The 24,148-nt window shown below is 40.7% G+C and carries 21 protein-coding genes and 6 tRNA genes; 17 read left to right on the top strand and 10 right to left on the bottom strand.

What is annotated here, in order from left to right; translation table 11 throughout:
- Positions 1 to 79: 79 nt before the first annotated feature.
- Positions 80 to 844 carry an SDR family oxidoreductase gene (locus tag R9C00_05410; protein WPO36878.1) on the top strand — a complete coding sequence of 255 codons (765 nt, stop codon included), beginning with the start codon at positions 80 to 82 and terminating at the stop codon, positions 842 to 844.
- Here the strand turns inward: R9C00_05410 and R9C00_05405 are convergent.
- Complete coding sequence (locus R9C00_05405) at positions 841 to 1,710, bottom strand: SDR family oxidoreductase (protein WPO36877.1); 870 nt, start codon at positions 1,708 to 1,710, stop codon at positions 841 to 843. The two genes, R9C00_05410 and R9C00_05405, sit on opposite strands and share 4 nt — an antisense overlap.
- A 205-nt stretch (positions 1,711 to 1,915) precedes the next feature.
- Between R9C00_05405 and R9C00_05400 the strand changes: the two genes are divergently transcribed.
- On the top strand, positions 1,916 to 2,428 hold the full coding sequence (locus R9C00_05400) for a DUF2480 family protein (GenBank protein WPO36876.1): 513 nt from the start codon (positions 1,916 to 1,918) through the stop codon (positions 2,426 to 2,428).
- A 116-nt stretch (positions 2,429 to 2,544) separates the two neighbouring features.
- On the opposite strand, the gene prmC is transcribed toward R9C00_05400, so the two are convergent.
- Positions 2,545 to 3,399, bottom strand: a complete 855-nt coding sequence (prmC, locus tag R9C00_05395) for a peptide chain release factor N(5)-glutamine methyltransferase (GenBank protein ID WPO36875.1) — start codon at positions 3,397 to 3,399, stop codon at positions 2,545 to 2,547.
- Positions 3,400 to 3,812: 413 nt separating this feature from the next.
- On the opposite strand from prmC, the gene R9C00_05390 reads away from it, so the two are divergent.
- The 3 genes from R9C00_05390 to R9C00_05380 all read left to right on the top strand — a co-directional run bounded on the left by R9C00_05390 (position 3,813) and on the right by R9C00_05380 (position 6,874).
- Positions 3,813 to 5,624, top strand: a complete 1,812-nt coding sequence (locus tag R9C00_05390; protein ID WPO36874.1) for a hypothetical protein — start codon at positions 3,813 to 3,815, stop codon at positions 5,622 to 5,624.
- A 198-nt stretch (positions 5,625 to 5,822) separates the two neighbouring features.
- Positions 5,823 to 6,275: a hypothetical protein gene (locus tag R9C00_05385; protein WPO36873.1), complete on the top strand. Its 453-nt coding sequence runs from the start codon at positions 5,823 to 5,825 to the stop codon at positions 6,273 to 6,275.
- Positions 6,276 to 6,397: 122 nt separating this feature from the next.
- Positions 6,398 to 6,874 (top strand): hypothetical protein, encoded by a 477-nt coding sequence (locus tag R9C00_05380; protein WPO36872.1) that lies wholly within the window; start codon positions 6,398 to 6,400, stop codon positions 6,872 to 6,874.
- Between the two features lie 166 nt (positions 6,875 to 7,040).
- Here the strand turns inward: R9C00_05380 and R9C00_05375 are convergent, their stop codons facing one another.
- Positions 7,041 to 7,727, bottom strand: coding sequence for a DUF6090 family protein (locus tag R9C00_05375; protein ID WPO36871.1), 687 nt, complete (start codon positions 7,725 to 7,727; stop codon positions 7,041 to 7,043).
- A 293-nt stretch (positions 7,728 to 8,020) separates the two neighbouring features.
- On the opposite strand from R9C00_05375, the gene R9C00_05370 reads away from it, so the two are divergent.
- Positions 8,021 to 9,178, top strand: a complete 1,158-nt coding sequence (locus R9C00_05370; protein ID WPO36870.1) for an oxygenase MpaB family protein — start codon at positions 8,021 to 8,023, stop codon at positions 9,176 to 9,178.
- On the opposite strand, the gene R9C00_05365 is transcribed toward R9C00_05370, so the two are convergent.
- A complete protein-coding gene (locus R9C00_05365; GenBank protein ID WPO36869.1) occupies positions 9,175 to 10,071 on the bottom strand; it encodes an alpha/beta hydrolase in 897 nt (298 codons plus the stop codon). The genes R9C00_05370 and R9C00_05365 overlap by 4 nt on opposite strands.
- Positions 10,072 to 10,102: 31 nt before the next feature.
- On the opposite strand from R9C00_05365, the gene R9C00_05360 reads away from it, so the two are divergent.
- A complete protein-coding gene (locus R9C00_05360) occupies positions 10,103 to 10,702 on the top strand; it encodes an RNA polymerase sigma-70 factor (protein WPO36868.1) in 600 nt (199 codons plus the stop codon).
- Between the two features lie 275 nt (positions 10,703 to 10,977).
- Here the strand turns inward: R9C00_05360 and R9C00_05355 are convergent.
- A tRNA-Asp gene (locus R9C00_05355) sits at positions 10,978 to 11,051 on the bottom strand.
- A 93-nt stretch (positions 11,052 to 11,144) separates the two neighbouring features.
- A tRNA-Asp gene (locus R9C00_05350) sits at positions 11,145 to 11,218 on the bottom strand.
- A 153-nt stretch (positions 11,219 to 11,371) separates the two neighbouring features.
- On the opposite strand from R9C00_05350, the gene R9C00_05345 reads away from it, so the two are divergent.
- Positions 11,372 to 12,793, top strand: a complete 1,422-nt coding sequence (locus R9C00_05345) for an L-serine ammonia-lyase (GenBank protein WPO36867.1) — start codon at positions 11,372 to 11,374, stop codon at positions 12,791 to 12,793.
- A gap of 91 nt (positions 12,794 to 12,884) precedes the next feature.
- Here the strand turns inward: R9C00_05345 and R9C00_05340 are convergent, their stop codons facing one another.
- Entirely contained in the window at positions 12,885 to 13,559 is a 675-nt protein-coding gene (locus R9C00_05340; GenBank protein ID WPO36866.1) for an SH3 domain-containing protein, read from the bottom strand.
- Between the two features lie 131 nt (positions 13,560 to 13,690).
- On the opposite strand from R9C00_05340, the gene R9C00_05335 reads away from it, so the two are divergent.
- The 5 genes from R9C00_05335 (at position 13,691) to deoC (ending at position 17,250) form a co-directional block, all read left to right on the top strand.
- A tRNA-Lys gene (locus tag R9C00_05335) sits at positions 13,691 to 13,763 on the top strand.
- An 8-nt stretch (positions 13,764 to 13,771) separates the two neighbouring features.
- Positions 13,772 to 13,855: transfer RNA gene (locus R9C00_05330), tRNA-Leu, on the top strand.
- A 33-nt stretch (positions 13,856 to 13,888) separates the two neighbouring features.
- Positions 13,889 to 13,961, top strand: a tRNA-Lys gene (locus R9C00_05325).
- 370 nt (positions 13,962 to 14,331) lie between these two features.
- Positions 14,332 to 16,080 carry a gamma-glutamyltransferase gene (ggt, locus tag R9C00_05320; GenBank protein WPO36865.1) on the top strand — a complete coding sequence of 583 codons (1,749 nt, stop codon included), beginning with the start codon at positions 14,332 to 14,334 and terminating at the stop codon, positions 16,078 to 16,080.
- Positions 16,081 to 16,509: 429 nt separating this feature from the next.
- The gene (gene deoC / locus R9C00_05315) at positions 16,510 to 17,250 is read left to right on the top strand and encodes a deoxyribose-phosphate aldolase (protein WPO36864.1); all 741 of its coding nucleotides are present in this window, start codon (positions 16,510 to 16,512) and stop codon (positions 17,248 to 17,250) included.
- Between the two features lie 56 nt (positions 17,251 to 17,306).
- On the opposite strand, the gene R9C00_05310 is transcribed toward deoC, so the two are convergent.
- The 3 genes from R9C00_05310 to R9C00_05300 form a co-directional block, all read right to left on the bottom strand.
- Complete coding sequence (locus R9C00_05310; protein WPO36863.1) at positions 17,307 to 18,326, bottom strand: hypothetical protein; 1,020 nt, start codon at positions 18,324 to 18,326, stop codon at positions 17,307 to 17,309.
- 63 nt (positions 18,327 to 18,389) lie between these two features.
- Entirely contained in the window at positions 18,390 to 18,968 is a 579-nt protein-coding gene (locus R9C00_05305; protein WPO36862.1) for a 1-acyl-sn-glycerol-3-phosphate acyltransferase, read from the bottom strand.
- A gap of 626 nt (positions 18,969 to 19,594) precedes the next feature.
- Positions 19,595 to 20,413 carry a DUF3108 domain-containing protein gene (locus R9C00_05300; protein WPO36861.1) on the bottom strand — a complete coding sequence of 273 codons (819 nt, stop codon included), beginning with the start codon at positions 20,411 to 20,413 and terminating at the stop codon, positions 19,595 to 19,597.
- A gap of 546 nt (positions 20,414 to 20,959) precedes the next feature.
- On the opposite strand from R9C00_05300, the gene R9C00_05295 reads away from it, so the two are divergent.
- From R9C00_05295 to R9C00_05280, 4 genes are all read left to right on the top strand, one after another.
- Positions 20,960 to 21,736, top strand: coding sequence for a TatD family hydrolase (locus R9C00_05295; GenBank protein WPO36860.1), 777 nt, complete (start codon positions 20,960 to 20,962; stop codon positions 21,734 to 21,736).
- A gap of 38 nt (positions 21,737 to 21,774) precedes the next feature.
- Positions 21,775 to 22,848, top strand: a complete 1,074-nt coding sequence (locus R9C00_05290) for an asparaginase (GenBank protein ID WPO36859.1) — start codon at positions 21,775 to 21,777, stop codon at positions 22,846 to 22,848.
- A gap of 218 nt (positions 22,849 to 23,066) precedes the next feature.
- A tRNA-Ser gene (locus tag R9C00_05285) sits at positions 23,067 to 23,158 on the top strand.
- A gap of 84 nt (positions 23,159 to 23,242) precedes the next feature.
- Positions 23,243 to 24,085 carry a MotA/TolQ/ExbB proton channel family protein gene (locus tag R9C00_05280; GenBank protein ID WPO36858.1) on the top strand — a complete coding sequence of 281 codons (843 nt, stop codon included), beginning with the start codon at positions 23,243 to 23,245 and terminating at the stop codon, positions 24,083 to 24,085.
- Positions 24,086 to 24,148 lie beyond the last annotated feature (63 nt).

The raw sequence follows: 24,148 nt of genomic DNA, 5'->3' as shown, positions 1-24,148 counted from the left end.
CTTAAATGTAGACAATTGAAACTAAAAAGCACCCAAAACAAGTGTTTGTTTTTTGTTAAAACTCAAAACATACCTTAACATGAATAACAAATGGAAGCTGACTGGCAAAAAAGCCCTAGTTACTGGCGGATCGAAAGGCATTGGAAGAGCAATTGTAATGGAATTACTCAGCCTTGGGGCAAGCGTAGTTGCCGTAGCTAGAAATCTGGATGAATTGGAAAGGTTACAAACAGAACTTAAGCCAGCAGAGCAGCTTTACATACTCCAGACCGATGCAAGTACAGAAGGAGGAATTGGTCAAATGGCCAGGTATGTTGAAACTAACTTAGGCAACTTGGATATCCTCATCAACAATGTAGGTACCAACATTCGCAAAAAAACAGTTGAGTACAGCAAAGAAGAACAACAAAAAATATTTGACACCAACCTCTGGTCGGCTTTTGAGCTTTCTAAAAAACTTTACCCTCTTCTTAAAAAGAGCAGTGCCGCAAGTATTGTAAACATCTCTTCTGTAGGTGGGCTGACACACTTGAGAACGGGCTCGGTTTATGGCATGACCAAAGCAGCCTTGATCCAGCTCAGCAAAAATCTGGCTGCTGAGTGGGCAAAAGATGGGATTCGGGTAAATACCATTGCCCCATGGTACATAAAAACTCCTCTAGCCGAAACCGTGTTGCAAGATAAAAAATACGCCGAAGAGGTAATAAACCGGACACCTATGGCAAGGGTGGGCGAACCTAGAGAAGTAGCCAGCGCAACGGCATTTTTGTGCATGCCCGCGGCATCTTACATCACAGGGCAGTGTATAGCAGTAGACGGAGGGTTTGCCATTTACGGATTCTAAGCTTTCCCATCCTCTCTGTTTTCTTCTGCCAAGCCTGTCATTTTTTCACTCACCGCCCATAAGCGATTGATCAAATCAATTTCATAAGAACACGCTGCTGCTCTTTTCGGCTTGCACTTCTCAAAATACTTCTCACTTACACCTTCTACTTCTTCCGAGCTTGCCAAATAAATAGTTGTTTTTGCTCCCTTATTCCAAGAAATCATGAACGGGTTGGCAAGCTTCCACACCCAAGCCTCAAAACTATTGCTGTTCACATAGCCTATCTGCGTACTCACAATACCCGGGTGAAGAGAATTAGCTGTTACGTCCGTATTTGCCAAACGCTCTGCCAAGCCATTGGTAAAAAGCACATTTGCCAGTTTGGACTGTCTATAAGCCGCTAGGCCATTGTAGTTTTTCTTCAGGTTAAGATCTGTGAAATGAATTTTCCCCTTGTAGTTAGCTATAGAAGATGTGTTGATAATCCGTGCTTTTCCTGTCGATTTCAACAAGGGCAACAATAAGTTGGTCAGCAAAAAGGGAGAAAGATGGTTGATGGCAAACTGACGCTCTATACCGTCAACGGTTTCTGCATATTCTGTAAAAAATACTCCAGCATTGTTGATGAGTACATCTAACCTACTGTAGGTAGCCATTACTTTTTCAGCAAGTTGCCTTACCTCTTTTTGGCTTGAAAGGTCGCAAAGGAGCACGTCTATCTGCTCGTTCCCTGTTTTTTGAACCAGCTCTTCTCTTGCTTTTTCAGCTTTCTGCGGATTTCGGCAAACCATTACCACATGTGCTCCTTTTTCGGCAAGTCCTTTTGCCGTGGCAAAGCCTATACCTGTATTTGCGCCTGTAATCAGGCAAATCTTATCTTTCATTTTTTTGTTACCCCTTTCGTCTTTTTTTAGCTTTTGCTAAGCCTAAACCTTTGCTTGTCAAAACTATCTTCATTCAGAAGGCTTTGCAAGCTTTTACAGCAAAAACACTTTCATCTAAAATAGAAAGAAGCCATTTTCCTTCCCACATTCAGAACCTTCTGCTAGTTTTTGTAGTTTTGATCATTCAAAATGAACTAGAAAGAACATGGCAGAAGGAATAGTAAATAGAGTAGCGAACAGTGCATTGGTGAGCATAGACCTAGAAGAACTCTACCAACCTGGCGAAAGAGTGCTTTTGGATATAAAAGACCAGCTTTTCCAAGGTTTGATCTTGCGGGAAAAAGATTTTAGGGAATATGTAAAGAACCACGACTGGCAGCAATATGAAGGGGAATTTGTAGCAATTACCTGCACTGCCGACGCAATTGTACCCACTTGGGCATTTATGCTGCTCGCTTCCAAGCTCGAACCTGTAGCCAAGCATTTTGTATTTGGAGATTTGGAAGCCTTGGAAACCAAGCTCTTCACTGATGCCATTGCCCAGCTCAACCTCGATGATTATACAGACAAACCTGTGGTGATAAAAGGCTGTAGCGATAAGCCCGTGCCCGTTTCTGCCTATGTAGAATTGGTAAGGGTACTCCGACCAAAAGTCCGCACCATTATGTACGGCGAACCGTGCAGCACCGTACCAGTATATAAAAAGCCGAGGAAGTAAATTCGCAGTTCAGGTTAGGGGAAGGGGATTTTTGTGACCTTACCAACGAAAAAACAAAAGCGATGGAGTCGTTTCAAAACACCCCATCGCTGATGTTATAGCCACCCCCTCACAACCTACCCCTCCCAAGTAGCAGCTGCCATGCGGTCTTTGCCCACAAAATCTTTGCGGAGCTCGCAGTTGCTGTAGCCTAGTTTTTCAAAGAGTTCTATCGTTTCTGGCCCAAAAGCCTCATTGATCTCAAAATAGATTCTTCCTCCTTTTTTCAACCATTTCGCCCCTTTTTCGGCTATGTCTATATAAAAAATCAGCGGAGCTTCTTCTTCTATAAAAATCGCATCCCTTGGTTCATATTCCAACACGTTTTCCTTCATCATCACCTCTTCCCAAGGGCGCACGTAAGGTGGGTTGCTCACTACTATATCCAACTTTTTATCGGCAGGAAGATCAAAATCAAAAATGCTTTTCTCAATAATGTCTACTTCAGCGCCAAACTTTTCAGCATTGCTTTTGGCAACCAAGATCGCTCCTTCGCTTACATCTAGCAAACTTACTTTTGCCTTGGCCATTTCCAACGCCAAGCTCAAGCCTATACACCCGCTTCCCGTACCTATATCTATAATTTCCAACCCCTCTTGCCCCTCGTGATCTTTTTTTATCCAATCTACCAACTCCTCGGTTTCGGGACGGGGAATCAACGTCTCCGAATTTACATTGAACTGCCTCCCGTAAAACTCCGCCACGCCCGTTATGTACTGCACAGGCTCGTTCCACATCAAACGCTCCAAGATATCTTCCGCCTGCTCCTCGTCATAATTGGCAATAGTATTCTTCGCCAACACTTGCACTTTATCCAGTCCCCATATCTTGTCAAGAAGCTCAAAAGCAATTGCTTGCGCTTCATTTTCCTCGTATTTTGATGTGAGAATTTCCATGAACTCCCTCATTACCTCCAAAGCTACCTTTTCCATTCTGTTATATTCTTTGTACCCAAATTGATTTGCAAAAGAAATAAATTCATTGATACTAAATAGGATGAATGAGCATTTAAAGTGAAACAAAGGTTAATTACCCATATTACATCAGCGGCAAGCCTTCTACTTAAGAAGCAAGACCGAGACCAGCAATATATTCTCAACTGAACCTACCAAACAAAACTTGGCAAAAAAGCCTTCGAGGATTTTATTTATGAAACATAGTTGCATTAACATGGTTGAATTGTAAATAAACACAAAAAGTATTCATAATTTTGCAACATAGAATTCGGCTTTTTGAAAAGCAGGCAAACATGTTAAAATTATCATTTCATTAGGAATGTCTTTTTTTCTGAGCCTAAAAATCATTAAATTGCAATTAAATCTACCTTTATTTCAATAGATAGTTTATGAAGAATACAGAAAACAAGCACACATTTCACATCCCCGTGATGGGAATTGGCTTCACTATAGATGCTCCGGTGAAAGTCGCCCATTATGGAATTTCTTCAGTGATATCGCTAGTTGACGATAAGCTGATTGAAAAGATGAGGAAATTCTATGCTGAAAAATTCAATCTTCCTTTCCAAGAAATCGCTCAATCTGACATCGACTGTAGGGCTAAGCGCATTACTTCTTACCTCAATCTGGTTGATAAATTAGCCAAAGATAAATTTCAAGAGGTAAAAGACGCTGTTGCTACCAAAGGCCATGAGATTGAAAAGTACATCGATATGTTACCTGATTTCTCAGAATTGAAGCAAAAATTCAACGAGGCTGTTGCAACCAACACCCTTAGTCAAGACCTCCAAACTTGGGTACAAAACAACCTAAGCATGGGTAGCATTGATGTGAACATCATGACTAAGCTCGACAGGGAATATTACGACAAGGAAGGAAACCAACTTCCTATCGAATACAACGACGCACATGCAGCGCTTCGAGGTTTTGCAGAAAGCAACTTGGAAGGTTCGGTAGTCCTTTCAGCTGGAATGAACCCAAGGCTTTATAGCTACATCGAGAAATTTGAGGATTTCTATCCTGATGAAAATGGCTATATCAAAAAGAAAATCATCTTGAAAGTGAGTGATTACCGCTCATCTATCATCCAAGGAAAATTCTTGGCCAAGAAAGGAATTTGGGTTTCGGAATACAGAGTAGAATCTGGCTTGAACTGCGGTGGCCACGCCTTCGCCACGGATGGTTTCCTTATGGGACCAATCTTGGAAGAGTTCAAAGGCAAAAGAACGGAACTGAAAAATACTACGTACGAAATCTATTCAAAAGCACTTGGCTCTAAAGACAGGATAGTTCCTGCCGAAGCTCCTGCTATCAAAATAACTGCACAAGGCGGTGTAGGAACTAGCGAAGAGCATGAGTTTTTGATGGAAAAATACGGGTTGGATGCTGTAGGATGGGGTTCTCCTTTCTTGCTAGTGCCCGAAGTAGTAGATGTAGACGGTTATACTCGCGGCTTACTAAAAGAAGCAAAAGAGGAAGACTTGTACTTGAGTGGAATTTCCCCACTAGGGGTTCCTTTCAATAATTTGAGAGGAAACTCAAGGGATATAGAGAAACAAAAGATGATTGACAAAGGTCGTCCGGGAAGCTCTTGCCCCAACAAAAATGTGGAGATCAACAAGGAGTTTACCGAAAAGCCTATTTGCGTGGCATCTCGCCAGTACCAGCACTTGAAAATCAAGAAATTGGATGAACAAGAGCTAACTCCTGAAAAATACAAAAAAGCATACGACAAGATAGTTGAGAAGTCTTGTATATGTGTTGGTTTGGGAACAGGTTCGCTTTTGGTGAACAACATAGACACAAAAAGAGAAGGACCTGGTGTTTCAGTTTGTCCTGGACCAAACTTGGCTAGTTTCAATAAAACCGTTACCCTTCAAGAAATGGTTGGGCATATCTACGGAAGGTTGAACATCATCTCTCGCGAGCGCCCCAACATGTTCATGAAAGAGTTGAAATTGTACATCAACTACTTGAAAGACAAGTTGGCCGACGTGGAAGAAGAATTGACTCCAAAGGAATTGAAGTACTTTGTAAACTTCCAGAAAAACCTTCAAGCAGGAATAGCTTATTACAAAGAGCTTTTCGGCGAATGCAAAGATTGGTTTGAAGAAGTGAAAACAGGTATTTACAACGACCTAGAGAGCTTAGAAGCTGAGTTGATGAACTTAGAACTAGAGCCTACAAAAGTTCCTTGCTAAGGAAAAAATAAGTTAAGAATACATAGAAAGTCCCAGTGGAAGCTGGGACTTTTTTTTGTGCCTGACACAACCATTCTCCCTGTTTCTTTTGTAGATTTATGCTGTGTTTAATTCCTTTTTGAACATGAAACAGAAAATCAGCCCATAAGAAAAATGACAGTGGTGATGCCCACCCAAATATGGCGGGTATCAGGGACTATGGTGGCATACAAATGTTATAGAGCAATGGGTCTATTTAAAAAGAAATATAATATTGATTATTCAATTTTGATTTCTGAATTGGAAAAAGGAGATAAGGGTGTCGTGCAAAATCTACTATGGCAGCCAAAGAATAAAACAATCAATTACTTTCCTATCACAACGAAACTAATTCAGAAATTGGAAAAGAGTGAAAACTCGATTGATAAGTTAGTAATTCATAAGAAGATTGAAAAGGGACGATTTGAACTTATAATATTTGAGATTCCATGGGCTAAAAGTGATATTCCATACAGCTCTATAATAATTGACAAATCCAATAGTAAAATTGCAGGTATAATACTACCCTTCAATGAATTACATGGACATCTAAGCACAAAGGAAAATAAGATGATTGGAGACTTGGGGAAGGAATGGACAGAATTTGTTATGAAATATAGATTTAAGATATAAAAACACGCTACAACAAGAGCTAAAATGCATATCTAACCGCTACACTACATTTTAGCCAGACCGTTGTGTTTCAGCCAATAAAGAACGACTCGAGAAAAGAACGTTTTATAAATTGAAAGAATATGAATTTTAAAGAAACTTTTAATGAGAAGCCCTTCGGTTATAAAGATGAACAGTTGATTAGCGAAATTAAAAGAAAAGATAGAAAGGTAATATTGATAGTTATTGTAATGATTCTTATTATTTCCGTTACTCCAAACAGAAATGGAGAATATTTAATTGACTCAATGACATATTTGAATTCGATTATTTGGGGTGCGTCGATTTCCTTCGGGTTAATAGGGCTTCCAGTGCTTATTTTTATGACAAGGAAGAATGCTGATTATAAAAACAGGAAAAAGATTGTCATAGAGACAAAAATTAAAAATATCAAAAAATACAAATCTGACTTAAGGCTACAGTTAACTAACCCAAACTTTAAACCAAAATCGATTTTTGTACATAGGGATAAAATTTATCCTGGAATTAAAAAAGATGATTCAATAAGAATTAGTTATTTACCAAGAACAAAGTTCGTATTAGAAATAGAAAAAACATAGAAATGGCAGCAGCGAACAAGTTCTAAACGTAATACGGAGTCAGCTATATTTTAAAAGTTTGTAAGTTGTCAGGGGGATCAAACTTCCACCCCGAAAAATCATTAAGTTTTAGGAAAAATTTCAAAATGTAAATTTGGCTATGTGCTGGTTCGGAAAGACAGCTTTCTCAAAACTCCACACAATGCATAGCTCTCCCCCATTCACAAATGCCCTTCCAATTCTTTGCTAACTCATTATTGCTCTCCATTAGCTGGTCAGTGGCTTTTATGGCTATTCCATACGTACCGTGAAGGCTTCGGATGATGTTGGAAAAAACCTTGTCGTCAAAAAAGTTAAAATCCCCCTTCCCCATTTCCGCATAATCCATTTTGTAGATAAAAAAATCAGCCAAATACTTTTCGTGAATTTTATGCTGCCTCGAATACTCCTGATCTACAAAAGCATAGAGCGCATAATGTTCTTCAACTTTTCTTCGTAAGGTAAAATCCTTTATCAGCTTGAAGTCGCCAGAATTTACCAAGGTCTGGTAGGTAGTATTTTGGTGGAGGAAATCTATGGCTTTGGCAATTTCAAATACCTTAAAAACCACCGTATCTCTGCGGGGAAGTTGTGCCGAGGTATGTTGGATTATTTGTTGGGCTAGTGCCGTGTACCTTTCGTACTGCGATCTGTTTTCCCCCAGCTCAGTGGCTTCGTTTTCAAGGTCAATCAGCATATTTTGTAGGTATTCCCTTTCCAGCGTTGCATCTTTCCTGTTTTCGTTCCACCTGTTGAGGCTAAAGGCGATTGTCAGGCCAATAATTACAATTAGGACTTCGCCCACGGCATATTTCCAGTTGAGCTTTTTGAGCATATGAGTTGAATTTTCTTACAAAAAAAAACCTGCTCCAAAGCGCAACTTGACCAACACCTTCCCTTTTTGCACTTAGCTACAAGAAAGCACTTTTAATATTTATACCCAAATTGTACTCTTTATTGAAAATGCGCCAATGATTTGGTATTTTGTCTATAAATAAGTGTTTGACAAAAAATAAGCATGCTTATGGTTGAATAAAGAATTGCTTATCAAAGCCAAGTTTTTTTATTAAAATAGCGCTAGTGCTTAGAAATTACCGACACACAAACCATTGAATCCTACAAACAACTATGAGTAAATCTACCTATTGGACAGATTCTTCCTTTTTTGATGCTAAACGGCTTCAAACCGACCCGCTTGCCGACAATGCCATAGCTGCTTTGGTGGCCGAAAACGGGAAACAAGCCACAAAAGACCTTTTCAACAAGCTAATCAGGCAAATAGAAACCCCTATTGAAGACCTTCCCCCAGTGCTTACGAGCTACTTTGAAGCCAGTGCCGAACTTCCCCCATGGGCGAATACCAAACAAATAGCCAGAGCACAAGAAATGTTTGTGGACTATGGACCTGCTATGCTCCTGTTGCTTTATTACAAATCTCTGCCCCTTCTTTATTCTTGTAAAAATGGTGCTGAGGTACTCATCAGCACAGGAAGGCTTGCCCATTCGGAGATCAACTTAAATGTATTTGCCCGAAGGGTTGCCGAAACAGGACAGTTTTTACTAGACGTACTTTGCCAAGGAAACTTAGAACCTGGCGGAAAAGGGATAAAAAGCATTCAAAAAGTACGGCTTATCCATGCTTCGGTCAGACATTTTGTAAGTATAAAAGGATGGGATGAGCAAAAATTTGGCAAGCCTATCAACCAAGAAGATTTGGGCGTGACCCTGATGACCTTCGGCATAGCTATTTTGGATGGGCTGCGGCAGTTTGGTATCCAATTGAAACCCGAGGAAGAACAGGCTTATGTGCATACATGGAACGTGATCGGCTACCTCTTGGGCGTGAGCAAATCGCTATTTCCAAATACGGTAGATGAAGCCCGCTTTCTGCTCGATCAGATATTAGAAAGACAATCGGGAGCATCGGACGGAGGGAAGATGCTCACCAAAGCCCTCATAGAATTTGCGGAAGCTACCATCCCTAGGGAACGGCTCGACGATACTCCAGAAATGCTCATCCGCTTTTTGGTAGGGGACGAAACTGCAAATATGCTAGGGGTACAAACCAATGCGGGTTGCCTTAGCAGGCTCATGCCCCATTTCCTCAAAGTAATTTTCAAGCTTAGCGAGCGCCTAGAAGACCGCAACAACAGCTTGGAAGTTGTGCTAAATAATTTCTCTTTCCAACTGACCATTGGGATGGTCAATTACTTCAACAATTACAAAGGAGCTAATTTTCAGATTCCCGAAGACCTGAAGGAAAAATGGATTGGTAAAAAGGACTAACTAAAATACTTCAATAGGAAATCAGCACCTTTTTGAAGGGCAGCTTTTGCTTCAGGAAATTTACTTGTGTGTACTTGCCATCCGTGTACCATGCCCGGCCATACGTTCATTTCACAAGGGATTCCTTTTTTATCAAGCTTGGCTTTGATGGTTCGGCACTCGGGCAAGAATAAGTCGTGTGTCCCTACTTGAATGAGCGTAGGTGGAAAGCCATCGTATTCGCCAAAGTAGGGGGAAATAAAGGGGAGTTTCAAGTTATTTCCAGCAGCATATTGCTTTGCGCTTTGGGCAAGCCCTTTTACGGTCAGTATAGGATCTTTCCACCTGTAAGCAGCAATATCTGGCTCCGACATGGTAAGGTCCGCCCAAGGTGCCATTAGGTACATTGCCTTGGGCATAGGCAGGTTTTCTTCCCTTGCGGCAAGCAACATCGCCATAGCCAAGCCACCACCGGCCGAATCGCCAGCCAGCACTATTTCCTTATCGGGATGCTGTTTCAGTAGCCACTCGTACGCACTGAGCGCATCTTCTATAGCAGTAGGAAAAGGATACTCTGGTGCTAAACGATACTCGGGAAAAAGCACCTGTGCTTTGCTGAATTTCCCTAACCAGCCCACAAGGTTTTGGTGGGAATAAAACGAACCGGAATTATAGCCTCCCCCGTGTAAGTAAAATACCACACGGTTTCCCTCAACTTCCTCGGGCTTAATCCAGTAGCACAATAGCCCTTTGGCAGACACTTTTTCCAACTTGTAAGCCCCTTCCAGAGCTGTGTCTGGCTTCACGGAGTCCACACTTTTTCTTCTTTCCGCTATAGGTTGTTGTTTTCTTCCATTGATAATCTTTCCCAACCAGAGGTAAAAAAAGAATAGGCGACTATTGAAAGTTTGCATATTTTTAAGGCTATTATATTTCAAAGGGCAAATGTCTAAAAACAAACCGCATTATTCCGAAGAAGTTTTAAAAAAATTGATTGCCAAAGGCGATGAAGCGGCCTTTGAGTTCCTGTTCAAATCACATTACACCGAACTGTGTCGCCATTCCCTCCGCTATGTGCAGTCCGAGCCTATTGCTGAAGAGCTGGTGCACGACACTTTTATGAGCATTTGGCAAAGCAGAAAAAAGTTGAACGTTAAAGGTTCGTTTCAAAACTACCTTTTTGTAGCAGTAAAAAACCGTTCGCTCAATTACCTCAAAAGCCGATATGCCAAGCAGACCAGCAGCACCGATTTTGACCTGACCGTCCATCCCTCAGCCGAGGCTACCGCCGATGAGCTTACCCACAAAGAGCTTGAAAAAATAATAGCCGCTGGTGTAGACAAACTTCCCGAAAAGTGCCGAATCATTTTCCAACTGCGCCAAAATACAGAAATGAACTACGAGCAAATAGGCAAGGAACTCGGCATCTCCAAAAAAACCGTTGCCGCCCAAATGAAAATAGCCCTCGACAAGCTCCAAGTCCACATAGAAAAAAACTGGGGCAGCTTTGTATGGCTATTGGTTTGGGGAAAATTGTTGGGATAATTGGCTGCCTCAGAAAAGAAAATATTCGCATTATCCTTGATTCTACTTTTTCTTACCGTCTGTTCCGCATAAAACTAGAAGCCCTCATGAAATACATGAAGGCTTCTAGTTTTATGCGGAACAGACGGGACTCGATCGGGGCTGCCCAAGCCCGCGACCCCCTGCGTGACAGGCAGGTAGGCATCCGTACAGTCTTGAAAAATGAATGGTTTATTCTTTTGAGTTGGTACACAAAAAAAGCCCTCATGAAATACATGAAGGCTTCTGGTTTTATGCGGAACAGACGGGACTCGAACCCGCGACCCCCTGCGTGACAGGCAGGTATTCTAACCAGCTGAACTACTGCTCCTAACCGGAAATACTACTTTTGATCTAAATAAAATCTATCACAAAAACAGTATAAATATATATTCTAAAATATTTCTATTTTAGACTCATCTTGCGGAACAGACGGGACTCGAACCCGCGACCCCCTGCGTGACAGGCAGGTATTCTAACCAGCTGAACTACTGCTCCTGTTAGATGCTTTCCTTAAACATTTGGCAGCACTAATGTGCCGTTCTGTTTAATTGGAGTGCAAATATAGATAAGTTAATTTTATATTTGCAACAACCTCCGATAAAAAAACCAATAAATACATTTAATAAACTGACACACAGCCACAAAAAAATGGAGCAAATCAGCGTATTTGATATTTTTAAAATTGGGGTTGGTCCATCCAGCTCCCATACTATGGGTCCTTGGCGTGCCGCCCAACGATTTCTGGACGGATTTCTGAAAGCTCACCAGCTAGATGAAGTACAAGAGATAGAAATTGAGCTATATGGTTCTTTGGCAAAGACTGGCAAGGGGCACGGCACGGGCATGTCCATTATGCTAGGTTTGAGCGGCGAAGACCCTGTAACCATAGATGTGGAAAAAATAGTCTCCACCGTAGGAGCTATTCGGAAAAACAAAATTTTACTTCTGAATGGGGAGAGGAAAATAGATTTCGATCCAGCAAGCCAAATCATATTTGCAGGAGAGACCGTCCTACCCTACCACTCCAATGCACTGAAATTCTGTTTCAAGCTTTCTGATGGAAATACCTTTGAAGAAATTTACTACTCGGTAGGCGGTGGCTTTGTGGTAAAAGAAGGCGAGCCCCCTGAAATTCTCCAGCGAAAAATCAAGTTCCCTGTCACCAAGGCTTCCGAGCTTTTGCAGTGGTGCAAAGAGGGTGGCAAAGACATTTGGGAAGTAGTGCTGGAAAATGAACTCAATTGGCGAAGCGAGGAGGAAGTAAAACATGCAATAGATCAGATTTGGGAAGTAATGAAAGCCTGTGTGTTCAGAGGCTGCCATGCAGAAGGCGAGTTGCCTGGTGGGCTAAGCGTCTCCAGAAGAGCTGCCCAAATGAGCAAAAAACTTTTGGCAGGAAAAGACTACAACAATGAAGAAGAATGGCTTTCTAGCATAAAAACATGTAGCCAAGACTTTAAAACCATCCTCAAATGGGTAAGTTGTTTTGCCCTTGCGGTAAACGAGGAAAACGCTGCTTTTGGAAGAGTGGTAACAGCTCCTACCAACGGGGCTGCGGGCGTAATCCCTGCCGTACTGCATTACCTCATGTGCTTTTGCGAAGAAGGGGACAAGGAGGAGTCTTTACATAAATTCATTCTCACCGCTGGGGAACTAGGAAGTATTTTCAAAAAAGGATCAACTATTTCGGCTGCTATGGGTGGTTGCCAAGCGGAAATAGGTGTTTCTTCGGCTATGGCAGCAGGCGGACTTACCGAAGCCCTAGGCGGCTCTCCTGCCCAAGTACTGATGGCTGCTGAAATTGCCATGGAACATCATTTAGGGCTTACTTGCGACCCAATAGGCGGCTTGGTGCAGATCCCCTGCATAGAGCGCAACACCATGGGTGCAATAAAAGCCATTACTGCAAGCCAAATTGCTTTGGAAAGCGACCCTGGCAAGGCAAAAGTCACCTTAGATGCGGTGATTAGTACCATGTGGCAAACTGCACAGGATATGAATAGCAAATACAAGGAAACTTCAGAAGGAGGATTGGCTTTGCAGTTGCCTGTAAACGTGATTGAGTGTTAGCACAATACGTAATTGACCAAAGAAAAATCGCTGTTTAAATCAAGAGAAAGGGTGGAAATTATTCCACCCTTTCTCTTTTGTAAAAGTTGTTCTAATGGACAATCTTCATATTGTGCTTACGTACAAAAGCTTCTTCTTCGTCCCAAGCTACTTTGTACCAAATATCCTTCTCATCAATCACTTTTAGGCGATGCCCTTTTTTGATCTTTTCCACTACACGAGCACCTGCCGATGGGGCATCCATGAGGAAGGTTTCGTCATTGCTCACGATACCCTTATTGCCGTTGACTGCAAAATTGTTGAGGAAAAAGAAAAAGCCCATCAAGATCAACAACGAGAATGCGGGCAAGAGATAGTTGTGCTTACGGATTTTGTTTTTGATGAGAAAGCCGAGTATTACCAAAAACACAATGATAGCCCCAATATTTATTTCCTTAAAACTTTTGTAGTAAAACGACAAAAAACGCTCTCCGTCGTTGAGTTTGTAACCTTTGAGGTCATAAGCCGAAGCCAACTCTTCCATTTTTGTGAGAGCCCTATTGTCTGCACTGTACATGTAATAAAGATTAAGATAATACAGCGTGTTAGTATAATCACCTAAAGCCTCTTTCACATATGCCATTTTCAAAAGCATCTGTGGGGAATAATAGTTCGCCTTGAGCAATTGATCGTACACTGAAAATGCTTCTGTGTAATTGCCTTTCTGAAAAAGCGAGTCTCCTTCATCAATTAATTCTTTAGAAGTTGAGCTTGCTAAAACGCTCATGCTCAGACATGTCATCAAGAGTGTTATTAAAAAATACAGTTTTTTACAGCCATCCATTTGCATTGTTTTTTTATTATACTACCTTTGCATCCGCAAATAAGGGGAAACAGCCAGTCATTTGCAAATATAATGATTCCGTAGCTCAGCTGGTAGAGCATCTCCCTTTTAAGGAGAGGGTCCTGGGTTCGAGCCCCAGCGGGATCACAGATTTTGCTCACGTGGTGGAATTGGTAGACACGCCATCTTGAGGGGGTGGTGGGAGCAATCCCGTGGAAGTTCGACTCTTCTCGTGAGCACTAAATAGTAAGTCGACCAGAACAAAGAAATTAGATTCCGTAGCTCAGCTGGTAGAGCATCTCCCTTTTAAGGAGAGGGTCCTGGGTTCGAGCCCCAGCGGGATCACAAGCCCAACAGAAATGTTGGGCTTTTTTTATATCCTTTCGGTTTCACTATTTTCCCAAAATCGCTCTAACCTGTTCTTTTGGATTACGCCGCTTGATAGTAAGAACGTAAAAAAACAAAGAAGATAGACTCCCTTATAATTCTACAATAATTTCTTCTATTCAATAGAATTAATGATAGATTTACCCACGTAAAAACCTCATCCTTCCCCATTACATCTTAATTAAACAACCTGGAAGCATCCTTACAAATAGGACATATAAGCTTTCAAACCCTTCCATTACCAATAGAAAACAACGCTGAGACCTTTACCAAACAGGTAAGGACTATGAACGTATTTCTCATTCTTTTCATCAGTCAACATAAACTTATGTCTAAATTTTCAAATGTATTGGTTATTGGGTTATGCATGGTTTTTCTTATCTCTTGCCAAGAAAAAACTAAACGAGAAGACCAAATTGACCTAAAAGAACTCAAAATTGCCAAAAAGCCTAATGAAGGCGAGGTTGCCGCAAATGGAATGGTTGTCACTGCCCACCCGCTGGCAACCAAAGTAGGTCTGGAGGTACTCAAAAACGGCGGCTCTGCTTTTGATGCCGCCATTGCAGTCAAATATGCACTTGCCGTTGTATTGCCTAAAGCTGGAAACCTTGGTGGGGGTGGCTATATGGTTTACAGAACTGCTAATGGGGAAAAAGGCGCATTAGACTTTAGAGAATCGGCTCCATCGGCAGCATTCAGGGACATGTTTCTAGATGAAAACGACTCCGTTTTAAACAGCAAGGCACTCTACGGACATTTGGCAGCATGCACCCCTGGAACGGTCGATGGCATGGATCAGATCTACAAAAAGTTTGGCAATTTGCCTTTTAAGGACTTGATACAACCGGCGATAAATTTGGCAGAAAAAGGGTTTGTAACATCCGAATATGATGTCTCTACTTTTAACAATGCCATGGAAAAGTTCAAAGAATGGAATGATCCTGATATGGTGTTCATTAAAGATTCTACTTGGACAGCAGGAGAGAAATTAGTCCAACAAGACCTAGCTGAGACCTTAAAAAGAATACGGGATGAGGGAAAGGACGGTTTTTATAAAGGAAAAACAGCAGATTTACTGGTAGAAGAGATGCAAGAAGGAGGGGGCATCATCACTCATAAAGACCTTGAGGAGTATACATCTGTCTGGCGGGAGGCTATTGAAGCCAACTACCGTGATAGTTTTAATATAATCTCCATGCCGCCTTCCTCTAGTGGCGGGATCATCATTGCCCAACTTTTAAAAGGGTCCAATGCTTACGACTTCAAGGGCTTAGGGCACAACTCTGCTCAGACTATCCACATTATGACCGAGCTACAAAGAAGGTCTTATGCAGATAGGGCTGAATACATGGGCGACCTAGCATATTATGATGTACCAATCGACATGCTCTTAGATGATAAATATATCGCCTCAAGAAATGAAAACATCGACCTGAACAAAGCTACTCCTTCAGAGGAAATTAAAGCAGGAAAGGTCGATAAGATAGAAAGCCTTGAAACGACTCATTTCTCTATTGTAGATAAAGAAGGCAATGCTGTTTCTATCACTACCACCTTGGTTGCATATTTTGGAAATAAAGTGATGGTGGATGGAGCAGGTTTTTTCCTCAACAACGAGATGAATAACTTCAGCCTGAAGCCTGGTTTCCCTAATATCTTTGGGTTGGTCGGAGGAGAGGCAAATGCGATAGCTCCTGGAAAAAGAATGCTCAGCAGCATGAGCCCTACGATTGTCGAAAAAAATGGAGAATTATACTTGGTATTAGGCACACCGGGCGGATCCACTATTATCAATGTCATTTATGAAAATATAGTGAATGTAATTGATTTTGAAATGACTATGCAAGAAGCCGTTGATGCAAAAAAAGTGCACTCTCAATGGCTTCCCGACAGGATTGTAGTGGAAGAAGGTGCGATTGACAGCCTTGTAGCCAATGAGCTGAGGGAGAAAGGACATGCCCTAAGGTTCACCTCCCAACTTGGCAGAACAGAGGCTATTCTTGTACGACCAGATGGTAGCCTAGAAGGAGCGGCAGACAACAAGAGAACAGGTGATGCTACCGCAATGGGCTATTAACCAAAATCAATATGTATACATGATGGATACTCTTTATTAAAAAACCGAAATTCAAATTTACTCAAAACGGCATCGTGACTCCCCTCTCGATGCTGTTTTATTTATAAATGAGTGCCCACTCTTATTTTGTTTCATCCCCCTTTCATCCCTATTCATCAGAAAAAATTCCTGCTCACCAGTTTAGAATATGCCTAAACCTGCATTGCGCACATATTTGTAACAAGCAAGAGAGAAAAAGTAAAGTTTTATAGCAGAATACAATGAGTGTTTTAAGTTAGAGAGGTAGAAAGGCTCGGGGTTTTACTCCGAGTCTTTTTGTATTTCCATACTACCCAAATTCATATTTGTAAGCCCAAAACAGATTCGATATGTTTGCAAGGGCACTGAAAACATATCGAATCTGTTTTTTACACAAAAACCAAAACACCAATGGACGAAGCCAAAAAAATTGCAAAAATGATAGATCACTCGCTCCTACACCCCACCATGACGGACGAAGACCTGAGAGAAGGGTTGAAAGTTGCTAAACAATACGATGTTGCCTCTGTATGCATCAAGCCTTATGCGGTAAAACTTGCTGCAGAAATATTGGAAGGAACTAACATTCCCGTTTGTACAGTAATTGGGTTTCCGCATGGAAGTAACACTATAGAAGTAAAGGTTTTTGAAACAAAGAAAGCAATTGAAGAAGGGGCAACCGAAATCGATATGGTAATCAACATTGGAAAAGCCTTGCAAGGAGACTGGAACTACATAGATTCCGAAATTGCCGCCATTTCTGCCATAACCAAAAAGCACAATGCTATCCTTAAAGTGATTTTTGAGACTGATTATGTCACCAAGAACGAGGACAAAATAAAGCTTTGTGAGCTTTGCAGCAAAAACAAGGTAGAGTATGTAAAGACATCAACTGGCTTTGGTTTTGCCAAAGGAAAAGATGGGAAATATTCTTATGTAGGAGCTACCGAAGATGACTTGAGATTGATGCGTAAGCATGCTGCTCCAGAAGTAGGTGTAAAGGCTTCGGGCGGCCTACGCACATTAGAAGCCACCAGAAAAGCAATTGAGCTAGGAGCAACCCGAATAGGAGCTACGGCAACAGCAGCTATTATAGGCGAGCTTTTAGGCGAAAAGCCCAAAGCTTCTGCCACTCAAGATAGCGGTTATTAAAAACAACAGAGGAACATTTTTCAGCCCTGCCAATCTATAAAGGCAGGGCTTTACTTTTATTCCAACAATAAACTCAGGCTTCTTTCCATAATATCACCCATAGATTTGCACTGGATGAAACGTTTGTCGTGATAATACTCTGCTAGCTCCGTTTTAAGGGTGACTACATTTTCTGGAGGGGCAAGGTGGTCTTGCTTCATTGAACCTACCAACGATTTTATTTTACTATAAGAAGCCTTAATCCTATTGGCTATAAGTGACCGTTCCTCCTTCTGGTACTGCTTTACCGTCTCTGGTGTCATCGCTTCTATCCCCATCTGAATAATGGCGTTGTTCTGCTTAAAATACTGGGGCATGTACACCGACCGATGACCTTCATACGACTGCTGATCAAAATCGATAGCTCGCAATCGGTAACTTGTTTCCTCAAAGTCAGGCATGATATTTACCACAAAGTTGCTGGAATGCATATCGCCCAAAAGCCGGATGAAGCAACGCTCGTTAAACTTCACAAACTCCTTCCCTACCCTGATTTTGCTAATTTTCTCATCGTTGAGGTAATGCTGGATGAAAATATCGGCTGGCACACCTGCGATATGCTCTTCTACCAAAGTCTGCTCATGCACCAAATAGCTCACCCGATTGGGGGAAAGCAAATCTTCAAACTCCAATCCATAAACCCTGGAGGCATCGGCACTTTTAACATAAAAATAATCGAAATTATCATTGATCTCATTGACCACGCGGACTCGGAAAGGTTTGGAATTCCCGTACGAACACAAGTCCACCCTATCGATATAAAGATGCTTCATTACTGATAAGTCTCCAGCAGCATTGAGCAGCGCATAAATCTCCCGTAGGCTATCATAAATCCCGGTCATATCACTTTGACCATAATACACGGTCTTCCACAAAGTATCTTCCCCCTCTGCATCGTATAGTGGAATGGCATTTGAATAGCGCAGTAAATCCGAATAGTGAATGGGGACTGCCAAATAGCGGTTATGCTTCGCCAAGTAATATTTCAAGTTCTCACTTACGGGAAGCGCTACTTTTTTATGTTTTATAAATGCCATTGCAAATAATTATGCTCTCAAAAAAACTGTATTGAAGTTAAGAAAAAATGAACTAACAGTTTACTATTCTTTGATTTGGTGTAAACTAAACTTCTCCGGGTGCTTTCCTTCTATGTCTTTATAAAAATCGTTGATGATTTTCATATCAGCCTTAAAATCTCCTGTGGGGTAGACCATTTTCCCTACGCCAGCCACCTTGTTTTTATAATCCAAATACCCTAAGCCGATGGGGACGCCTGCCTTTACAGCTACATTATAAAACCCTGACCTCCACCTTGTCACCTTAGACCTTGTCCCCTCTGGAGTAACCATCACTGAAAGCTCTTCATTTTCCTCAAAAAGATCAGCCATAGCATCTACCATGCTACGCTTACGTGTGAGACCTGGCTTAGGGCTTCGGTCAATTGCTATCCCTCCCAATGGCCCAATGAGCAAGTTAGCAGGAAACTTGAACCACTCTTTTTTGATAGTGAAACGAAGTGGAATGCCCATTAAGAAAAAGGCACACCTTGCAAAATAAAGGTCCCAGTTACTTGTATGAGGAGCAGCAATCATCACACACCTATTGACCGACTCAAAATCATACTTGCCTAGTTTCCACCCAAAAATCCAAAAACCAATTTTACTTAAAAACTTTAACATATAGCGTTATGAATAATTTGATTTACATCTATTTAAATTAAGCCCTACAAAGCACCTTGCCTTAGCGGACTGCTTAGGCAAAGGTAGCCTGAGAAAAACGAATTGGGAAAAACTATACTTTTTTTACTTAAAAACCTTACACCAAAACCTAAAGGGAAAACTGTTGTTGGGCAGAATAAGCAACAGAAGTGAAATTCAAAATTATCAACATACCAACCTTTGGCTTGTGGAAACAGCAAGCAAACGAAGTGATTTTTGTATTATTTATACATTTTTATTCACTTTTACAACAAAACTACTACTATAAACAAAACACAAACGCTTATAAAACAATAATAAATACAAAAAGTAAAATGTTACCATTTACAAAATACATTACAAATAAATTGCAATATTCAAACAAACAATAGTTATTTGCACTCGTTACTTATACAAACAATCGCGACTATTCAATTAGGCACTGCTAGGTAACCATTGAAACAGATTACACCTTTTACCTTATCCAAATATTACCAAACACATATTACATCTAGCAGAGGCAAATTACATTTAGAGTTACATCAACAAAAAAACCTTATCCGCTAGTGATAAGGTTTTTACTTTTATATAGTTTGATCTTTCTTTTGTCAATCACTATCTGCAAAGTTGAACTCTCCTTTCGTTCCAGAATATTCGATCAACTCCACTTCAACAGCCCCGACAAACATCTTGGCCCTAATTTTTAAAGGAACTCTATTCTCATCATCTGAAACCCAAAAAGTAATGGAATCACCTCCGTCGAACAAGTCGTTGTCAGGCATGATAGGAGACATAGCAAAGGCATTTATTTTCCCGAATTTTGTCTTTACCACTTCCTTTCCTAAATACTTTATTTGAAAATTGTACACAGTATCTTCATACACCGCATTCATTTTTACTATTTCACCCGCTTCCATATTGTCATACTCAATGGTACGGAGATAGTAATATCCGCTAATGATATCTTGGGGATACTCTGGGAATTCAAATTCTTCATCCTCCTTGTGATCACCCTTCACCTGCTTTAGTTTTCCTTTCCCAGCATGGTGATCAAATTTGGTGGTTTCCTCTAGTTTATATTTACCCTCCTCTATGTTACGGTAAAACTCATGGGTAGTCACAGCTGCGGTATCTACATAAGACCTCCACAAGTCGTTGATGGTCATGAACAAGCCAAAAGTACCAATTGACTTGCCTTCTACGTCTACTTTGTAGCAAGGGCGATTATTCACCGTATGGATATCATTGTCCATAGTAATGACTGCTTCCCCAGCGTTCAAAAAACTATAATGAGCCAAGTACTTATAGCGTTCGCCCGTAGCGAAATTGCTATTTTTCAAATTTCTAAACTTGAACCTATCAGCAGTTTTGGAAGCCACAAGGGCTATTCCCACAATTGCCAATAAATATATAAACCACCTTTTCATTCTACTTAAAATATGTTTTAAATTACATTTTATACTTAGATGTTGTCTAAAGTAAAATCTTTCGGCTACGAATGGCTGATTTTGCTCTATGCTTCCCCAATTTTTCCTTAAATAATCACCATTATTCTCGTCAAAATCGGATCGCCTAGAACAAAATCCTCTCATTCTCGCCACAAAACCTCTTACTTTAAACAACTTCTTAAAGAAACGATTCTAATAGAGTCTATTCCAATTTCTATACCTAAAACACCAATAAGTAGTATTTCTGTTTCAGAACTCTACTTTTTTCGTTCAGAATTTCATAGCAAAAGACATTTCAAAAATACAAATACAGCTTATACATATGCAAATAAGGTGATGGTTGAAGGTTTGAACAAATGATTAATTCTTTTCGCCTATCCAATCATCCCTTCCCAAACTCCTTGCAGAAAACCTTCTCAAACTTACCCTTTCTTCAAATAATCTGTAGCAGATTTCCTTATGGGCTTAATTCATCACAAATTTGTAAGCTTAAAAAGAAGAGAGTTTTAATTAGAAGTAAAATAAATGAACATGATTGATAGTCACGCCCATATCTATTCAGACAAATTCAAGAATGATGTAGACGAAATGATAGCCAGAAGTTTTGATGCTGGTATAGACAAAATACTAATGCCGAATATAGATCATGCATCTATAGACAGGATGCTTGAACTGGAAGAAAAGTACCCTCACCAGTGCTATTCTATGATGGGTCTCCACCCTTGCTCGGTAGGGAAAGACTTTGAGAAAGAGCTTTATTTGGTAGAAGACTGGCTGGGGAAAAAAGATTTTTTGGCAGTTGGGGAAATGGGGCTAGACCTTTATTGGGATAAAACTTTTTTTGAACAGCAAAAAGAAGCTTTCCGAGTCCAAGCCGGCCTCGCCAAAAAACATAAACTACCACTTGTCATCCACACCCGCGACTCTATGGAAGAAAGCATTGAGTTGCTAGAAGAACTGGCTGATGAAAACCTCACAGGAGTCGTCCATTGCTTTACAGGCAGTGTCGAAGATGCCGAAAGGATTATAAAAACAGGGTTTTACCTAGGCATAGGCGGAGTTTCTACCTTCAAAAATGGAGGACTTGATAAAGTACTACCCGCCATTTCCCTCAACCATCTGCTACTTGAAACAGACAGCCCGTACCTTGCACCTATTCCACATAGGGGCAAAAGAAATGAGCCTTCTTACATTCAACATATAGCCAAAAGAATAGCTGAGATAAAAAAAGTATCTTTGGAGGAAGTAGCCCAAAAAACGAGAGAAAACACTGTCAAGCTTTTTAACATCAAAGATATTTAAGAACCGATGGGAGCTGCTCTCCCAACCAAAAAGCAACCATGAACAGGTATTATAAAACTGTAAATATAAACACAGCACTAGGGAGGAAATCGCTCGGCTCAGTATTGGTGATCTACACTGGGGGCACCATAGGCATGGATCATGACCCTTCTAGCGGCAGCCTTATCCCTTTTGATTTTGAACGCATAATAGAGCAAGTCCCAGAGCTTAAAAGGTTCCAATTCGAACTCACGGTATTATCCTTTCAAGAACTCATCGATTCTTCTGATGTAAATCTGGACCATTGGCTAGAACTTTCACGAATAATTGACGATTTCTACGATGAATATGATGGATTTGTAGTGCTTCATGGCACCGATACCATGGCCTATACGGCTTCTGCTATCAGTTTCATGACCAAAAACCTTAGCAAGCCCATCATCTTTACCGGAGCTCAACTGCCTATTGGGGCTTCAAGAACCGATGCTCGGGACAATCTCATAGCTGCTTTAGAAATTGCTTCTACACAGAGAGATGGAAAAGCATTGATCCCCGAAGTCTGTATTTATTTTGATAATTTATTATTGAGAGGAAATAGATCTAAAAAGGCACAAAACTTTAACTTTACAGCATTCGAATCGGCTAATTACCAACCATTGGCAGTAGCCGGCATCCATATAGATTACAACTTATCCGCAGTACGAAAGACCAACGACAAACCCTTTAGCACCCTTACCAAACTAGACCCTAATGTACTTATCCTCAAAATATTCCCAGGTATATCGCAGAGCTATGTTAAGCATGTTTTGCAAACACCCGACTTGAGGGGAATCGTACTTGAGACATACGGTTCAGGCAATGCGCCTACTGACAAATGGTTTTTAGATTTGGTGTCAGACGCCATTTCACGTGATATTATCATTTATAATGTATCACAGTGTGATGGAGGTAGCGTGACCCAGGGCAAGTATATTACCAGCAAATACCTTGGCGATACGGGTGTGATAGGCGGAAGCGACATCACAAGCGAAGCTGCTGTCACCAAATTAATGGTATTACTTGGGAATTACTCAGATTTAGGCAAGGTTAAAAAACTGTTAGCCAAATCCTTATGTGGAGAAATAACCCTATAAATACAGTATACTCGTAAGTTTGAGCCATCCTTATAAAGTACAATTGTAATTAAGAAAATTAACATTTACAAAACTTGCAAAAAGGAGTGATAATTAATTTATTTGCGACTACTATTTCAAAAGTAGAATTGTTAAGAAGTTTTTTTGAAGAAATATGGGTTTCTTTTTCAATTGAATAATTGCTATTTTTGGAACGAGGCATCTAAGCGTAAATAATAGGAGAGGTGACCGAGTGGTTGAAGGTGCTCGCCTGGAAAGCGGGTGTACTCTATCAAGGGTACCAAGGGTTCGAATCCCTTTCTCTCCGCCATTGAATTTGAATTATTTTTTAACACGTAAGTAAGTGAGTATTTATAGTTAGTCTATTAAAAATTGAACAATTAAAAATTTGGTTATGAAAAAATTATTCACATTATTGTTTTTTTACTGCGCAGTTGCATTTGGTGTATCGACAACTGCTTTAGCTCAAGAAGATGCAGCTGCTGAAACAGAAGTTGTCGACTCATCTGCTGTAGCTGACGACTCAACTGCAGTTGCAGAAACTCCTGCTCCTATTGAAGAAGATGCCTCTGCTGAGGTTGTTGAAGAAGAAGCAGAAGCTACTTTCCACCAGATTGTAAAAGAAAAGTTCATCGAAGGTGACTGGAGGTTTATGTCTCCTGTATTGCTTTGTTTGATCCTTGGTCTTGCAATTGCTTTGGAAAGAATCATCTCTTTGAACCTTGCTACTACAAACACCAAAAAATTGGTTGATAGAGTTGAGCAAGCTATCTCTGAAGGTGGTGTTGATGCTGCATTGAACGTAACTAAAGCTACAAAAGGTCCAGTTGCTTCAATCTTCACACAAGGTTTGATGCGTATCTCAGAAGGTATCGAAATGGTTGAAAAATCAATTATCTCTTACGGTTCTGTAGAAATGGGTCGTTTGGAAAAAGGTCTTGTATGGATTTCACTTTTCATCTCACTTGCCCCAATGCTTGGTTTCATGGGTACTGTAATTGGTATGATCGGTGCATTTGATTCAATTGAGGCAGCTGGTGATATCTCTCCTTCACTTGTAGCAGGTGGTATCAAAGTAGCACTTTTGACTACTGTAGCGGGTCTTATCGTTGCGATTATTCTTCAGTTGTTCTACAACTACTGTGTATCTAAAGTAGATTCAATTGTAAACGACATGGAAGATGCTTCTATCTCATTGGTTGACGTGTTGGTAAAACACAAAGTAGGCCAAAACTAGTCAACTCCTTATTTTAGGGAATGAATTAGTTGATTAAATAAATAATTTTTATTACATTTTAAT

It is taken from the genome of Flammeovirgaceae bacterium SG7u.111 (assembly GCA_034044135.1).
In the GTDB taxonomy this organism is placed as follows: Bacteria; Bacteroidota; Bacteroidia; order Cytophagales; family Flammeovirgaceae.
Note: the sequence above shows the minus strand (reverse complement) of the source record. Positions and strands in the feature narration are given on the sequence as shown.